At 42.3% G+C, this 16,211-nt stretch carries 12 protein-coding genes and 1 pseudogene; 12 read left to right on the forward strand and 1 reads right to left on the reverse strand.

Annotated elements, in window-relative coordinates; all coding sequences use genetic code 11:
- From Q0612_RS00040 to Q0612_RS00050, 3 genes are all read left to right on the forward strand, one after another.
- The coding region (locus Q0612_RS00040) for a hypothetical protein (RefSeq protein WP_298879149.1) at nucleotides 1–1,121 on the forward strand (1,121 nt) is incomplete at its 5' end.
- Between the two features lie 10 nt (nucleotides 1,122–1,131).
- Nucleotides 1,132–1,926, forward strand: coding sequence for a hypothetical protein (locus Q0612_RS00045; RefSeq protein WP_298879150.1), 795 nt, complete (start codon nucleotides 1,132–1,134; stop codon nucleotides 1,924–1,926).
- A 19-nt stretch (nucleotides 1,927–1,945) separates the two neighbouring features.
- The gene (locus Q0612_RS00050; RefSeq protein WP_298879151.1) at nucleotides 1,946–5,764 is read left to right on the forward strand and encodes a hemagglutinin repeat-containing protein; all 3,819 of its coding nucleotides are present in this window, start codon (nucleotides 1,946–1,948) and stop codon (nucleotides 5,762–5,764) included.
- A gap of 102 nt (nucleotides 5,765–5,866) precedes the next feature.
- Here Q0612_RS00050 and Q0612_RS11870 read toward each other — a convergent pair.
- A pseudogene (locus Q0612_RS11870) lies at nucleotides 5,867–7,109 on the reverse strand (IS110 family transposase).
- Between the two features lie 310 nt (nucleotides 7,110–7,419).
- Here Q0612_RS11870 and Q0612_RS00060 point away from each other — a divergent pair.
- The 9 genes from Q0612_RS00060 (at nucleotide 7,420) to mtnA (ending at nucleotide 16,184) form a co-directional block, all read left to right on the forward strand.
- Complete coding sequence (locus Q0612_RS00060) at nucleotides 7,420–7,866, forward strand: hypothetical protein (RefSeq protein WP_298879153.1); 447 nt, start codon at nucleotides 7,420–7,422, stop codon at nucleotides 7,864–7,866.
- Nucleotides 7,867–7,955: 89 nt separating this feature from the next.
- On the forward strand, nucleotides 7,956–8,684 hold the full coding sequence (locus Q0612_RS00065; protein ID WP_298879154.1) for a WecB/TagA/CpsF family glycosyltransferase: 729 nt from the start codon (nucleotides 7,956–7,958) through the stop codon (nucleotides 8,682–8,684).
- Between the two features lie 212 nt (nucleotides 8,685–8,896).
- Nucleotides 8,897–9,529 carry a phosphatidylserine decarboxylase family protein gene (locus Q0612_RS00070; RefSeq protein ID WP_293725355.1) on the forward strand — a complete coding sequence of 211 codons (633 nt, stop codon included), beginning with the start codon at nucleotides 8,897–8,899 and terminating at the stop codon, nucleotides 9,527–9,529.
- Complete coding sequence (pssA, locus tag Q0612_RS00075) at nucleotides 9,526–10,209, forward strand: CDP-diacylglycerol--serine O-phosphatidyltransferase (RefSeq protein WP_293388400.1); 684 nt, start codon at nucleotides 9,526–9,528, stop codon at nucleotides 10,207–10,209. The genes Q0612_RS00070 and pssA overlap by 4 nt, the downstream gene beginning before the upstream one ends.
- Before the next feature lie 31 nt (nucleotides 10,210–10,240).
- A complete protein-coding gene (locus Q0612_RS00080) occupies nucleotides 10,241–11,533 on the forward strand; it encodes a glycosyltransferase family 2 protein (RefSeq protein ID WP_009145103.1) in 1,293 nt (430 codons plus the stop codon).
- A 126-nt stretch (nucleotides 11,534–11,659) separates the two neighbouring features.
- Nucleotides 11,660–12,313, forward strand: a complete 654-nt coding sequence (locus Q0612_RS00085; protein WP_298879158.1) for an HAD-IA family hydrolase — start codon at nucleotides 11,660–11,662, stop codon at nucleotides 12,311–12,313.
- 156 nt (nucleotides 12,314–12,469) lie between these two features.
- On the forward strand, nucleotides 12,470–14,152 hold the full coding sequence (locus Q0612_RS00090; protein WP_298879160.1) for an RNA-binding domain-containing protein: 1,683 nt from the start codon (nucleotides 12,470–12,472) through the stop codon (nucleotides 14,150–14,152).
- Between the two features lie 178 nt (nucleotides 14,153–14,330).
- Entirely contained in the window at nucleotides 14,331–15,128 is a 798-nt protein-coding gene (gene mtnP, locus Q0612_RS00095) for an S-methyl-5'-thioadenosine phosphorylase (RefSeq protein ID WP_009145105.1), read from the forward strand.
- A 9-nt stretch (nucleotides 15,129–15,137) separates the two neighbouring features.
- Nucleotides 15,138–16,184 (forward strand): S-methyl-5-thioribose-1-phosphate isomerase, encoded by a 1,047-nt coding sequence (mtnA, locus tag Q0612_RS00100; protein ID WP_298879165.1) that lies wholly within the window; start codon nucleotides 15,138–15,140, stop codon nucleotides 16,182–16,184.
- Nucleotides 16,185–16,211: the final 27 nt, after the last annotated feature.

Genomic DNA, 16,211 nt, shown 5'->3' on the forward strand with positions numbered 1-16,211 from the left:
TCCGTGATAAAGAGAATCAGAAGCAGGATATCAATAAGCTGAATCGTGATAATGCAAACAGCCTTAATAAGCTTGGCGAGATTTTTGATAAGACAAAAATTGAAGAACGCCAGGAATTAGCAAATTTGTTTGGCGAATTGGCGTATAATGAGATTCACTACATGGATGGCAGCAACGAACAGAAAGCTCTTTATCATGCAGTTGTTGGTGGAATTATGAGTAAGCTTACTGGGGGAGATTTTCTTGCTGGTGCAACTGCTGCTGGAATAAACAAGCTAGTTATTGAAGAAGTTAAAAAAGCGGCTAATTATGAGCCTGATAAAATGCAATGGGTAAGTGCAGCATTAGGAGCAGTTGTGGCTGAATTTGTATCTGGTAATGCCCAAGCTGGTGCAAGTACTGCTGGCAGTGGGACGAAAAACAATGAGGCATTAGATTGGATCTTTAATAGAGAACAATTAGCAATGACGTTGGGTTATGAAAGGGATGAAAGGCTATCTGATTTAAAAGAAGATAAAGATATTTGGGAACAGCTCTATATTAATGGTGATGTTTCTTATAGTGCAATTCTATATATTAGAGATGAGTATAATAAAAAATATCAAGAGATAATCAACCAAACTTCTATGAATCTTCTTGATCAATTAGGCGGTGATTCATTAGGTTCCTTCTTATCTGGCTTTGGCGGGACTCCGGGATATATCTTAGGTGATATTGCATTCAATCCTAGTACTGCATATGCAGCAACACCTGGAATGCTGGAAGTAGAAAAGTTAGTGAATAATCCTGAATTCGTAAAGAAATTCTTACAATATTCACAGAGATCACGACAATATGTATATGCTTTGAAGGATGCATCTGGTAAAGTAAGGTATATTAGTAGGACTAATAATCCTTTGGCAAGAAAAGCACAACATGCAGCTAATCCAGAAAAAAGAATGTTAGTATTTACATTACTAACGGATAATAGCGTTTCTTATGCTGAAGGACGGGGACTAGAAGAAGCATATTATGAAAAGTATGGTGGCAAATCTAATCTTTTAAACAAAATAAGACCAGTTAATACTGATAAAACGTGGGGTAAATTTCTGTTAGATTTAGGAAAAAAATTAATTAAGTGAGGATTTTAAAATGAGCAGATTATATATTGGAGATGTTTTAGAAGTCATTATAGACAAGCATCAAAATAAAGGGTACTTAATTTACTTAGCAAAACATATACCTATAGGGTTTAAAATGTTTGGTTTATATGCTGTAAATCCAACTGTACACGGATGTAATATTGGAGAAATAGAAAATAAAAAAATAATTTCTACCATAATGATATTTGAAGATAAATTTTGGAGAAAAATTGGCAAATTAAAGGTAAAAGATTTTGTTTGGCCAGATCAGTATGAAAGAGATTTAGATGATAATAATAAATATATTATTTATCATTGGGGAGATGGAGAGGAAAGAAGAATAATCAAAATTGTTGAAAAAGAATCAGACTTAGGCTTGGCGCAGATAGGATCAACTTTTTTTCCAGCTGGTGCGTTAAAATTCTATAGAGATAAATTAAGAGAATTAGGATTATATAATATCCCTGAAGATGAAAGTTTGGATGATATTAATAAGGAGGATGATTTTGATGGATTATATGGTGATGTATATTATAGTACAAAAGAAAATCTAGCTAAAATAAAAACGAATATTTTAATCCAAATGAAAAAGGAATATCAACAGGAACTAATCTTTCCAGATACAGCATTACAATTTTATATGGGTGTGTTAAAAGCGCAAATAGAAGAACACTGTGTTGATGACGAGGTAGTTAAAAGTTATAGAATGCTTGTAAATCAGGAAAAAGATTATTTGAGTAAAGAAGAGTGGCTAAATGAACAAGTAAAGAAGATTGATAATGAACTAAAGGACATCAATAGATAACATTTGTTGGTTCTTTGAAATGAAAATCATCGTAGAAAAAGTAGTCAACGGCGAAAAGGTACTTGTACCAGAAGTATTCCTTGCTTCTGTAAGAGCAGAGAACCTGACTAATGACGGAGCACTCATAGTAGGTGGAGATGTAGCCATCTACTCCAAAGAGAATATTGAAAACATTGGCACCATCAGGGCTGACGGAACAGTAGAGCTTAAAGGTGAGAACATCAATAATCTTGGTGGCCGTATAGATGGTGAAAACGTCAATCTGGATGCGGACAAGAACATCACCAATAAGGGCGGCAACATCCGTGCCAGAGTGGATACAATCCTCAACGGTGAAAACGTCATTAATGAGGCTAATGTGAAAGAAAGCCAGTATAAAGGACTAGACCAGAAAACTGTAGGTAACGCTGGCTCTATTAGAACTGGCCAAAATCTCAGCATCAATGTTGAAAAGGACATTGTCAATAAAGGTAGCGTGCTTGTAGCAGATAATAACCTTGACTTGAATGCAGGCAGAAATGTTGATATAGTAACAGTAGCCAACGAAAAGCACGTAGGTGTAGTATGCCCAGGTTCCTCAGCAGAAATCCATAGCGTTGAGAACCAGCAGAGCGTGATGACAGGCGGAAATGTGAATATCAACGCAGGCAGTGATGTCAACATCCAAGGCGGACTCATTGCTGCAGATAAAGACACTGCTGTCAAAGCAGGTGGCAATGTCAATATCAACGCCGTTAAAGACAGCTATAGTGAGGAAACCCGGGTAGGCAGTCGTGGCGGCAGCTATTACAACCATAACAAGCAGGTGGATGAAGCTGTGAAAGGCACTACTATTGCAGCGAAGAACGATATCAGCATTGCAAGTGGCAAAGATATAAATATAAAAGGCAGCAACGTAGCCAGTGAAGCAGGAAAAGCAGACCTGATTGCCGAAAATAATATAAATATCACTAATGCAACAGAATACCATGAGCGCCTGCATGAAGAGCATAATAAGGTCAGTGGATTGCTTTCATCCAAAACAACGGATATTTATGATTACAGTAAGCAGAATACTGTTGTCGGCAGCAATGTTTCTGCCGGAGAAATTGCAATTAGCAGCAAAAAAGATACGAATGTTACAGGCAGCAACGTAGTTGCAGATAATGACGTAAGCGTAAAAACCGGCGGCAGTATGAATATCGGCAGTGCGGAGCAAACAAGCGAAAGCGAATACAGAAAATCTGTAAAGAAGAGCGGTGTGTTTGCTGGCGGTGGCTTGGGCTTTACCATTGGCAAGGAAAAGCAGAAGGACCAGTACGCCAACCAGAATACTGAGCAGGTGGGAAGCACAGTTGGCAGTGTTAAAGGCAATGTGAACCTGGATGCAGATAAGGCTGCTAACGTTAAAGGCAGTACTGTTGTTGCGGGTAAGGATATAAATATCACTGGCGAAAATGTTAAAATTGAAAACAGCAACAGCGTTTATAATGCGCAGGAGAAGCATGAGTTTAAAAGAACAGGACTGAGTGTTTCGGTTGGCGGCGCTTATGTAGATGTTGTAAATAACGCAGCGAATAGCGTAAAACATGCAGCAGATGTTGAAGATAAACGCCTTGGTGCTTTAGTTGCTGTCAAAGGATACAAGGATGCTGATAAAGCTATCAAAAATATTAAAAGCAATGGCGGTGGCAAGGTAACCGAAAACTTGTCTATTAATGTCAGCCTTGGCACAACGAAGAGCAAGAGTGAAAGTAATAGCACAACAACAGTAGCTAACGCCAGCGAAGTAAAGGCGGGAGGAGATGTTAATGTTACTTCTACGAAGAAAGATATTAATATCACTGGCAGCAATGTTGAAGGCAAGGACGTTACCTTAAACGCTAAAGAAAACCTTAATATAACTGCGTCTAAAAATACGAATAAAACGGAGCAAAACAGTAAATCCAGCAGTGCAAGTGTTGGCGCAAGCCTGGAACTTGGTAAAGGCCCAAGCTACAGCATTTCTGGCAGTATGTCCAAGGGAGAAGTGTCTGCAAATGGCACAACCTATAACGAAAGCAATGTGACTGCCAATAAAGATTTGAGTTTTGCAAGCGGTAACGACACCAATATTAAAGGTGGCAAGCTGAGCGGTGAAAAGGTTACCGGTAACGTAGGCGGAGGCCTTAACATCGAAAGCAAGCAGGACAGCAACAGCTATAAGGAAAACAATAAATCTGTTGGCGCGAGCGTTGGTCTTGGCAGTAATAAAGCAGTTAGCGGCAGTGCAAGTGTTGGCAAGATTGATAGCAAATATGAAAGCGTAATTGAGCAAAGCGGTATCTACGCTGGCAAAGATGGCTTTGATATCCTTGTAGAAGATAATACTGACCTTAAGGGTGGTATTATTTCAAGTACTGCTGATGCTGACAAGAATAAGCTTTCGACAGGTACGTTGACGTTTGAAGATATTCAAAATAAGGCGGATTACAAAGCAGGTGGAGCTGGCATCAAAGTAAACAAAAACAATGATGCAGAATACAATGAAAAAGGTATAACACCTGATATTGGTATGCCTGCAAGCGGAGAAGCTGAGAGTACAACGAAAGCTACAATTAGCAAAGGTACAATTGAAATTCGTGATAAGGAAAACCAAAAGCAGGATATCAATAAGCTGAATCGTGATACTGCAAACAGCCTTAATAAGCTTGGTGAAATATTTGACAAGACGAAGGTTGAAGAACGCCAGGAATTAGCAAATTTGTTTGGCGAATTGGCGTATAATGAGATTCACTACATGGATGGCAGCAACGAACAGAAAGCTCTTTATCATGCAGTTGTTGGTGGAATTATGAGTAAGCTTACTGGGGGAGATTTTCTTGCTGGTGCAACTGCTGCTGGAATAAACAAGCTAGTTATTGAAGAAGTTAAAAAAGCGGCTAATTATGAGCCTGATAAAATGCAATGGGTAAGTGCAGCATTAGGAGCAGTTGTGGCTGAATTTGTATCTGGTAATGCGCAAGCTGGAGCAAGTGCTGCTGCGAGCGGAACGAAGAACAATGAGGTAGCAGATATAATATTTAATCCTAAACGTGTATTAAATGGATATGGAGAAGGATTAAAAGATAGAGGTATTGAAGAAATAGAAGATATATCTGCTATTGTTTCAGATCCTCTTGGTACTCTTAATGAAATGTATCAATTCTTGCAAGCTGTATATGAAGAACCTAGTTTAGCGAATGAAATAAAAGAGCAATTTGTAGATGTATTCAACGAGAGGTTGGATAAATTTGAAAATGGTACAGCAGAAGAAACAGGTTACGAGTTAGGTCGTATTAGTGTTGATATAGCTTCTTTATGTGTTGCTTCTGGGAGTAGCAAAATATTAACTAAATTTCCTAGAGTAGGCAAGATTGTTTCTAGTTTAGAAAAGTACACAGCTAAGAGCATATCGACTACTAAACTAACTAATGATATTGTGTATATAGGTGATAGCCTATGGGAAAAGGGGGCGTTTAAAAGAGGACAAATTATAGATAAGGCACTAGGCAACAATTTAGGCTATAATTTTCCTGTTGTTGATAAATTAAATGATAGAACTATTACTAGTATAAAAAGTATGGACTTAACTGCAAATACTTATCAAACTGGTAGAGGGATATATAATACTTTGGTCAAAAATATAGATACATTGGATAGTTTTACAGAAAGAGCTTGGCATGGAACTGTTGTTTCTAAAGAAGTATATGATTACAAAGAATTAGAAGTTGCTATTCCTAAAATTAAGATTTCACAAGACCAAAAAAGAGGACTAGATGAAGCAATACAATATGCTAAAAGCAAAAATATAAGAATAAAAATAACTATAATAGAGTAGGTATAAGTTTGAAACAACCCCCAGTCAAGCAGTGACTTGAATTATTACATAGCAAACAGACCATCTCGCGGTGGTCAAAAAACAATATTTTAGTAGCCAACTTTATTCACGTAAAGGCATATCAATAATATAGCCACGTTCTTTGAGCAAATGTAATGCCTGTGAAAGAGAAAGTTTTTTGGAAGGCTTTACTTGGCGTTGTTCAACAAAACCTTCAGCAGAATATGGTACATGTTTTTTGAGTATGTGCCAGATAGCTGTGAGCAACATTCTGCAAATGGCTATAATAGCTTTCTTGTGTCATCTGCGAGCCTTAATCCTTCTGTAGCGTTCTCCGAACTCAGGATGTTCCTTAGATTTTAATAAAGCGTTTGCAATTTGCACCAATATTGGTTTAAAATAAGAACCAGCACGGGAAATCCTAGTGGATTTTATTTTGCGAGCACTTTCATCATTACGAGGACAGCATCCTGCCCAGGAAGCGAGATGTTTGGCTGTTGGGAACACAGACATATCTGCTCCTATTTCGGAAAGTATTGAGATAGCTGTAATACGGTTCTTTTCTAAACCGGGAACAGTTTGTAAGAGATTTAAGGCTTCGGAATAAGGTTCGGCTACACGAAGGATTTCCTGTGTTATTTTTTCTTTAGATTCTGTAAGCTGCTCAATGTGGTTTAGACAAGTGCTTAACAGCCTGTTCTTGAGATATAGCACCATCAACAGCGGCCTGAATTTCAGATACAGGTGTTTTACAGCGCTTGGTAACGAATGGAGCAACATCAAAAATTTCGCCGGGATGTTCAAGAATATAATTGGTAATAGCCATAGAAGTTTTTCCGAAAACATCAGAAAAAACGTCATCAAGCTTGAGATTGGAGACAGTAAGACAGTTTTGGGCACGATTCTTCTCACCGGAAAGCATATTGTTGAGCTTGAAACGGTATCTTACCAAATCTCGCAGATGACGGATAGATGCAGGCGGAATAAAGCTAGGCTTTATCATATCGCAAGCAAATAAATCACAAATCCATTTAGCATCCTTGCGGTCAGTTTTGTTACCCTTTTGTGGCTTAGTATATTTAGGGTGTGCAAGAACAACTTTGCAATCCTTTTCTAAGATATTAAAAACAGGAATCCAGTATTTACCTGTAGATTCCATGCAGACATCAAAGCAGTCGTATTTAACAAGCCAATTAAGCAGTTCCTTCAATCCTTTGGAAAAGGAAGAGAAACGAGCTTGTTTATATTCAGTTCTGCCATTGTTGTCTGTAATACCGATACAGGCATAAATCCAAGTCTTATGGACATCAAGTCCGCAACAGTTCTTACGAAAAATTTTAAACAAACAATAAAACCTCCCTGAAATAGTATAGTTGTAAAACTGACAATTAACTGGTCATCCGGCAAAAATCGAGTCGACTTCTGAAGAGATAAGTTTACGGGCTACGGTATGCGCCAATCATTGATGCCTATACGGACAACCGACAACATATAATGATGCGGGGTAAAGAGTAATCTTCCGCCACTCACATCCACGTGTTCTGTAGTTCGTCAGTTTTACAAAACTAATATAAGAGGGAAATATAAAAAAAGAAAGGTAACAGGTAGTTTCATAACCGCATTGGTGCCTTTCGCAGAAAGGTGGATTTATAATTATGTTAGGATTATTAGATATATATATTGAGCGTGATACTTTTCAAATCTCTGTATTAGTATATCATATCAACTCAATAGGTTTTGGTGAAGCTATGAAAGAGTTGATAAACGTAAAGAACATGTCACATTTGAAAAAGTCGGTTGAAGATGCAATTGCTTTAAGCTTATCAGAGTATAAGAGAGATATAGAAAAGTGCAATTTTTTTAAACTTACAAAATATAAAACTTGGAATAAGTTCTTTAGTGCACATTATGTTATTGGAATAACATATGATGATGAAAAATTGTTATATAGAATAAGAATGCCTGAAAGAGATAAGAAAACTAAATCATTTGGTAATACTGTAAGTGGTTTTGAGTTTAAAATAAAGAAGGAAGAATTTGATTTTCAATTTGATGATATAATTAAAAAAATAATGGACAATCTTGAGAAATATCAAAGCTAATTTTGCTGGAATTATAATGGTTCCCTTATCAAAATCACTTTGAAAAATTTTTAGCGTGTAATGACGCATAACGAATGAGGTGAATTTTAATGATACAAGCAATTAAAATATTAGGCGTGCCTGTACACGCTATGACTATGCAGGAGGCAGTGAAAACGCTTGAAGAAAGAATGCTCGCCAAGGAGCAGACCTTCGTTGTTACCGCGAATGCCGAAATCATCATGATGTGCCAGGATAACGCAGAATACAAGAAAATCATCTGCGAGGATGCAGAGCTGGTGCTGCCCGACGGCGCCGGTGCCGTGTGGGCAGGCAGACACCTGGGCTATAAGGTGCCGGAGCGTGTAGCAGGCTTTGACCTGTACAACGAGCTGCTGGATTTATCTGCGCACAAGGGCTATAAGGCGTACTTTTTCGGCGGCAGTCCCGGCGTTGCCGAAGCTGCGAAGGCGAAGGCTGAGGAGCTTTATCCGGGCGTAAAGGTAGTAGGCTGCCACAACGGTTACTTTAAGGATGAGGATGTGCCGCAGATTATTGCGGATATCAACGCCAGCGGGGCAGACATGCTTTTCGTTGCCTTGGGCGCACCGAAGCAGGAAAAATGGCTGGTGGCAAACCGCGCAGAGCTGAACGCCAAAATTCTGATGGGCATTGGCGGCAGCTTTGACGTGCTCGCCGGTAAAATGGAGCGCGCACCTAAATGGATGCAGGATGCTTCTTTGGAATGGGCCTTCCGCCTGTACAAGCAGCCCAGCCGTTTTATGCGTATGATGGCGCTGCCTAAGTTTGTAATCAAGGTAATGGCATCCAAGTTCTGATACATACCGAAAAACGTTGTGCTTGCCGAAAGTGCTAAGAATTTTACACTTATATAGACAAAAGCAGGTAGGTGTATTATAATAAAGTGATGGAAGTAGCATTCCATCACTTTTTATATCCGCGAAAAACAGACTGCACAGTCAGTTTGATGTTGCTTGCTGATATGAAATTTTAGATTAAAAGAAATATTCGCAGGAAAGCGAGGCTTTATATGTTTATTGTAAAAGATGGTTATATTTATGTTGGTGTTTCTCTGTTGTTGGCTGCAATAGTATATTATTTCTTTGGCGCTGTGTGGGCCGTAATCCCTGTAGTGCTGGCATTATACTTTGCCTACTTCTTCCGTGATTTTCACCGCGTTACGCCTTATGATCCCAACATCCTGTATTCGCCTGCAGACGGTACGGTAATGGGCGTAGATGAAATTTTTGATGATGAATATCTCAACGAGCCTGCGACTAAGGTAACTATCTTCCTTTCCGTATTCAACGTACACACCAACCGTGCGCCGCTCGACGGCGAAATCAAATATCAGCGCTATACCTGCGGTCAATTCGTACCTGCGTATGAGAAAAACGCTTCTTTCGAAAACGAGCGTCATGCTATCGGAATGGATAACGGCCGTATGCGCTTTTTGGTAATCCAGATTGCCGGTCTGCTGGCACGCCGTATCGTTTCCTGGGTAACTGTAGGCACCAACCTCAAACAGGGTGAAACCTATGGCATGATCAAATTCGGCTCCAGCACCGAGCTGGTAGTTCCCAGAAATGTTGAAATCACCGTTAAGAAGGGTGATAAGGTTGTTGGCGGTATTACCGTAGTGGGGAGGGTTAAAGAACAATGAACTGGCGTCGTCTGATTCCGAACAGCATCAGCTCTGCGAGCCTTATTTTCGGTGTGCTGTCTATCTTTAAAACTATCGAGGGCGATTTCTTCCTTGCCCCCGTCTTCATCGTAATCGCTGTAATTTTTGACTCTATGGATGGCCGTGCTGCCCGCGCTCTCGGCGTTGGCGGCGGTGACTTCGGCAAGGAGATGGATTCTCTTTGCGATATGTGCTCCTTCGGCGTTGCGCCTGCCATCATGATTTATATGTATGGTCTGCAGGAGCTGGGCCTTGCAGGTCAGGTTATAGCTGCACTTTTCGCTGTCGGCGGCTGCCTGCGTCTGGCACGCTTCAACTGCAACACCGGTGTTGTACACGGTTATTTCCAGGGCATGCCTATTCCGGCAGGTGCCTGCTTCTTGGCAACCTATGTTGTTTCCGGTTATCAGTTCGCTCCGGCTGTGCTGGCAGCAGTTACTCTGGTAATTGCCTGCATCATGTACAGCGAGGTCAAATTTCCGGATTTCAAGGGCAAGGGGAATCCTATGTACCGTCTGCCTGTAATCATTGCCGTAATCGTCGGTGCCGTAATGTTGTACGAGCGTCCCGGTGCGTGGCCGTTTGTAGCAATGTTTACCTATACGCTGGCAGGCATTGTAAACCATGTTTACCGTGCTCTTACAGGTAAGAACAAATAATTTGCCGTTAGGGGAGTAAAGGAGATTTTTGATGTATACAGCTTTTGATATAATCATGATACCTTTGCAGCTATTGATTATATTTTTTACGCTCTACTACTTTTTTGTTTCTTGGTTCGGCCTGTTCGGCAAGAAGAAGGAAGTTAAGATATATAATGAAAGCAAGACCTTTGCCTTGATTGCCTGCGCGCATAACGAGGAAAGAGTTATTGCTCAATTGGTAGATAACCTGCGTCGTCTGAATTATAATGACGCTTTATATGATATCTATGTTGTTGCAGACAACTGCTCGGACAAAACCGCAGAGGTTGCACGCAAGGCCGGCGCGCTGGTGCATGAGCGCTTCAGCGAAACCGGTAAGGGCAAGGGCTTTGCTCTCGCGTGGATGTTCGACAGACTGTTCAAGCTGGATAAAAAGTATGATGCGGTTTGCGTTTTCGATGCCGATAACCTGGTGCATCCCAACTTCCTGCAGGAGATGAACAGTCGTCTGTGCAACGGCGAACGCATTATCCAAGGCTATATGGACGCCAAAAACCCGACTGATACTTGGGTAAGCGGCGTATTTGCAATTTCCTTCTGGATTGTTAACCATGTATGGAGCTTGGCAAAGTACAACATGGGCCTGTCCTGCTGCCTTGGCGGTACCGGTATGTGCTTTGACACCGAGGTGCTGAAGCGTTACGGCTGGCGTGCAACCTGCCTGACAGAGGATATGGAGTTCACCATTCAGGCGATGATGGAAGGTATTCCTACAACCTGGGCGCATGATGCAATCATCTATGATGAAAAGCCGCTGACCTTCAAGCAGACCTGGAACCAGCGTAAGCGTTGGTCACAGGGCCACTTTGACGTTGCAGACCGCTATCTCATCCCGATGATCAAAAAAGCAATCAAGACACGTAATATCGTCATGCTGGACTGCTCTGTGAACCTCATTCAGCCGTACTTCCTGATGATTTCCACGTTCTTCGTGCTTTGCAGCTATATTTATAACTTCTATCCGTTCTACACCAATATCCTGTATACCATTATTCCGGTAGAGGTTTGGACCTTGGTTGGTATCGGCCAGTATATTTTCCCGGTAGCGGTACTGTGGAAAATCCGCGCTTCCTTCAAGTCCTGGATGTATCTGCTGCTGTACCCGCTGTTTATTTACAGCTGGATTCCTATTACAGCCCTTGGCTGGTGGCACCGCCATGACCATGAGTGGAGCCACACGCTGCACACCCGCGGCATCAGCTTCGACGATGTAATTATTCCCGAGGACGCAGTAAATGACGGTCCTAAGGAAGTAGTCTTTGCCAAAAAGGACGAAAAATAAGTTTTATAAGCACTTCTGCGCAAGCGGGAGTGCTTTTTTAGTGCGCAGAGGCAGGTAAACATGATATAATAAATTTATTATGCTTATGCAAATTTTATGAAGATGAGCTAAAAGAGCGGAGAGGATATGAAGATGCAGATTAAGGGAATACTTTTTGATTTTGACGGCACCATTGCCAATACCATAGATTTGATTATTGCCACCTTTGAGCACACATGCCGGGAGGTGTTGGGCTTTACACCGGAGCGTGAAAAGATTGTGGCTACCTTTGGCCTGCCGTTGCCGGAGGCAATGATTGCGCTTTCCGGTAAGCCGGAGCTGGTGGAGACTATGCGCGATGCTTACAGAGAATATAATAACGCGCATCACGATGATATGATCCGTCCTATCCCCGGCGTGAAGGAAACACTGGAGCAGCTGAAGGCGCATGGCATTAAGCTGGCGGTGGTTACCTCCAAAAAGCCGCCGATGCTGCGCCGTGGGCTGGACTGCCTGCAGCTGACGCAGTATTTTGATGCGACCATTGCCTTGGGCGATACAAAGGAGAGCAAACCGCATCCCGAGCCGATGCTGGCAGCCTGCGCCAAGCTGGGCTTGCAGCCGGAGGAGTGCCTGTGCGTCGGCGACAGTCCCTTCGATTTGCAGAGCGGACGCAGTGCGGGGGCGCAAACCGTTGCCGTGCGCTATACGGCCTTTGGCTGGGAGAAGCTACTGGAGGAGGGCAGGCCGGATTTTGTGATTGCAAGGCCGCAGGAGCTGCTGGAGATAGTGGAGAAGTAATTAAAGTTTTTGATGCAAATAGATTTGTTAAAACTATTTTTATCGAGTATAATGGACTTAAGAAGTTATGTGTTATATACGTTAACAAGAAATTTCTTTCAAGAATATTTTTAAAGCTATTTTTATTATAAATTGCTGATTTGAAGGTGAGTTCCTATGCTAGACTTTTTTAACATCGAAAAATACAAAGAAAATAATCGTTTGGAAGCAAAAGCGGCTGCCGTTGGCTTGCCGAAGAGTTTGTGGGCAACTTATTCTGCATTTGCTAATACTAATGGTGGTATAATTTTACTTGGTGTTACAGAAGATGCGCAACATCAGCTGTATGTTGAAGGTGTAAATGATGCTGATGCATTAGTAATAGACTTTTGGAATATCATCAACAATCAAAGCAAAATCAGTATCAATGTCCTTAACGATAAAGATGTTATAGTTCGTGAATTCGACGGTAAAAAGATCATTATTATTAGTGTGCCGCGCGCACAGAGATATGATAAGCCTATATACCTTGATGGTAATTTGTTTTCGTCATACAAACGCAATGGCGAGGGTGATTATCGCTGTACCAAAGAGGTTATTCAGGCAATGCTGCGCGATGCTTCGCCTAAAACACAGGATATGCTTGTGTTAGGAAACATGAATTTAGATGTCTTTGATAAAGATACTATTAAACGTTACCGCATAAGAATGCAGGGGATAAGACCGGGGCATGTTTGGGAAGCACTTGAAGATGTTGATTTTCTCTATCGTATAGGAGCAGTCGGCAGAGATGCTGATGGTAAATTACATCCTACTGCTGCAGGCTTGTTGATGTTCGGGTACGAGTATGAGATTGTAAGAGAGTATCCGCATTACTTTTTGGATTATCGCGAAAAGTTGGATGATGATACTCGTTGGAGTGATAGGTTTGTTTCTAGTTCCGGTGATTGGAGCGGTAATATATACGATTTTTATTTCCGTGTATATAACCGCATTGCTCAGTCTGTTAAAGTACCGTTTGCTTTAGACGGGATAAGTCGCATTGATGATACAGAATTGCATAAGGCTTTAAGAGAGGCTTTGGCAAATACCTTAATCAACGCTGATTACTATGGAAATACAGGTGTTGTTATTGAAAGAAACATTACCAGTATAACGATGACTAATGCCGGTACATTCAGAATAGATTTAGATGAAGCAATAAATGGCGGAATTTCCGATCCACGTAATTCCGGCTTAATAAAGATGTTTAGTCTAATAAATATAGGTGAACGTGCTGGAAGTGGTTTACCTATGATCTTTAAAGCTTGGACTGGTACTGATTTTGCTATGCCGGATATTACAGAAAAGGAAAATCCTGACAGGGTATGCTTGATGTTACCGGTTGAAAGTTTGGGAGAAGTTGGGCTGACAAGTGCCCAATGTCCTAATAAAAATGCAAATGAAGGCTCTGCTGTCCTAATAAATGAGTTGACGAGTGCCGGATGTCCTAATAAAAGTGCAAATGAAGGTTCTGATGTCCTAATAAATGAGTTGACGAGTGCCGGATGTCCTAATAAAAGTGCAAATGAAGGCTCTGATGTCCTAATAAATGAGTCGATGGGTGCCGGATGTCCTAATAAAAGTGCAAATGAAGGCTCTAAACTAACGATAGATGATTCAACAGACAGTGAGATAGATAAGCAAAAGCAATTATTGAATATATTAGAGAAAAATCCACATATTACACAACATGTTATGGCTTTAGAGTTGAATACTACAGATAGAACCATTAGAAGAATGCTTGCATCATTAAAAAAAACTGGTATCGTAAAACGTAAAGGTTCTAAGAAAAATGGTTATTGGCTTATTTTAAAATAACCCACTTCGCACTCTCACACCTGCTGAGAGTGCTTTTTCTTTACTCTTTAAATTATGCCTTATTTATGGTATTATATAATAGAAAAAGTGTGGAGAATCTGCATAGATATTATGCGTAATAACATACTTTAGCAAACAGTTTTCATTATCACATTTACCCATAAAGGAGGCAAAGCTTATGCGTAAAATTGCTATCATTGGCGGAACCGGTATTGACAATCCCGATACTTTGAAGGGATTCGAAAAAAAAATTATAGAAACACCATTCGGTAAAGCATTGTGCAACATCGGCACAATGAGCGGTAATCAGGTGGTTTTCGTGAGCCGTCACGGCGTAGACCACTCCGTACCGCCCCACAAGGTAAACTATCGCGCCAACATCTGGGCGATGAAGAGCCTGGGAACGGAGGAGATTTTTGCTACTACCGCAGTTGGCTCCCTCAACCCGGAGATGAAGGCAGGTCACTTCGTAGTTTGCGACAACGTGCTGGACTTCACCAAGAGCCGCATCAACACCTTCTACGATTCCCCTGAGCGTGGTGTAGCGCACTGTGATTTCACCTATCCGTATTGCCCGACTTTGCGCGAGAAGGTTATCAAATGTCTGGAGAAAACAGATATTACCTTCCATAAGCACGGTGTTTATGTTTGCACCGAAGGCCCGCGCTTTGAAAGTGCTGCCGAAATCAAGATGTTCGCTATGCTGGGCGGTGACCTGGTTGGCATGACCAATATGCCGGAATCTATTCTGGCGCGTGAGGCAGAGATGTGCTACACCAACTGCTCCATCGTTACCAATATGGCAGCAGGCATTTCCCCGACACCGCTTTCCCATAAAGAGGTTTGCGACGCTATGGCACTGAGCATTAAGAATATGGAAAAGCTGATTCTGTCCTTCATCGCTTATGAAGAGCCGACTGAGGCGAAGTGCAACTGCCATCACGCTATGCAGGAGTTTGGCGGCTTTAAGCTGTAAGAGGTTGTTATGGTAGAAACTATGCGTTGGGAGCAGGGGAGCCTGGTGCTGCTGGACCAGACTCTGCTGCCGCAAAAGATAGAATGGATTACCTGCGTGGATTACAAGCGCGTGAAGGTGGCGATTGAACGCTTGGAGGTGCGCGGTGCTCCGGCAATCGGCGCTGCCGCTGCCTTCGCTATGGTGCTGGGTGCGCGCGAGGTTGCGGACAAGCCTGACTTTTTGGGTGCGCTGGACGTTGTGCGCGCTGATTTGATTACTGCGCGTCCTACGGCGGTAAACCTGGCGTGGGCGGCAAATCTGCAATACGCTTTGGCTGTGCGCCTGAACGGCGAGGACAAGTCACCTGCGGCGATTATCAAGGCGCTGGAGGAGAAGGCCGAGCAGATTTATGCGGACGATATCACCATGAATAAGCGTATGGGCGAATACGGCGCTGCTGTGCTGCCTGACGCTGCCGTAGTGCTGACGCACTGCAACGCAGGCGCATTGGCAACCTGCGGTTGGGGTACGGCACTGGGCGTTATCCGCAGTGCTTATGCGCAGGGCAAGCTGAAGATGGTTTATGCCGACGAAACGCGTCCGCTGCTGCAGGGTGCGCGCCTGACGGCGTTTGAGCTGTTTGAGGATGGCATCCCGGTTACGCTGATTACCGATAATATGGCAGCGTGGACCATGCGCACGAAGGGCGTGAACGCTGTTGTTGTCGGTGCCGACAGAATTGCGGCCAACGGTGATACGGCGAACAAAATCGGCACCTATGGCGTGGCACTGGCGGCGAAGGCACATGGGATTCCGTTTTATATCGCCGCACCGACGAGCACCTTTGACTTTTCCATTGCTACAGGTGCGCAGATTCCTATCGAGGAGCGCAAGGCCGACGAGGTACGTCATTTCCGCAGCGAGCAGACTGCGCCTGAGGGCGTGGCAGTGTTTAACCCTGCGTTTGACGTGACACCGGCAGAGCTTATTACCGGTATTATTACCGAGCATGGCGTGCTTAAAGCGCCGTATACAGAAAGTATTAAGAAATTGCAGGCTCTTTTAAAAGATTAAAGAGCATATATTAAAGGAGGATTTTTG

It is taken from the genome of uncultured Phascolarctobacterium sp., from assembly GCF_937920985.1.
In the GTDB taxonomy this organism is placed as follows: domain Bacteria; phylum Bacillota; class Negativicutes; order Acidaminococcales; family Acidaminococcaceae; genus Phascolarctobacterium_A.

Excerpts from the sequence above, each read along its gene's own strand:
- Q0612_RS00060 (WP_298879153.1), top strand. The coding sequence starts at position 7,420 with ATGTTAGGATTATTAGATATATATATTGAGCGTGATACTTTTCAAATC.
- Q0612_RS00045 (WP_298879150.1), top strand. The coding sequence starts at position 1,132 with ATGAGCAGATTATATATTGGAGATGTTTTAGAAGTCATTATAGACAAG.
- Q0612_RS00065 (WP_298879154.1), top strand. The coding sequence starts at position 7,956 with ATGATACAAGCAATTAAAATATTAGGCGTGCCTGTACACGCTATGACT.
- mtnA (WP_298879165.1), top strand. The coding sequence starts at position 15,138 with ATGGTAGAAACTATGCGTTGGGAGCAGGGGAGCCTGGTGCTGCTGGAC.
- Q0612_RS00080 (WP_009145103.1), top strand. The coding sequence starts at position 10,241 with ATGTATACAGCTTTTGATATAATCATGATACCTTTGCAGCTATTGATT.
- Q0612_RS00070 (WP_293725355.1), top strand. The coding sequence starts at position 8,897 with ATGTTTATTGTAAAAGATGGTTATATTTATGTTGGTGTTTCTCTGTTG.
- pssA (WP_293388400.1), top strand. The coding sequence starts at position 9,526 with ATGAACTGGCGTCGTCTGATTCCGAACAGCATCAGCTCTGCGAGCCTT.
- Q0612_RS00090 (WP_298879160.1), top strand. The coding sequence starts at position 12,470 with ATGCTAGACTTTTTTAACATCGAAAAATACAAAGAAAATAATCGTTTG.
- Q0612_RS00085 (WP_298879158.1), top strand. The coding sequence starts at position 11,660 with ATGAAGATGCAGATTAAGGGAATACTTTTTGATTTTGACGGCACCATT.
- mtnP (WP_009145105.1), top strand. The coding sequence starts at position 14,331 with ATGCGTAAAATTGCTATCATTGGCGGAACCGGTATTGACAATCCCGAT.
- Q0612_RS00050 (WP_298879151.1), top strand. The coding sequence starts at position 1,946 with ATGAAAATCATCGTAGAAAAAGTAGTCAACGGCGAAAAGGTACTTGTA.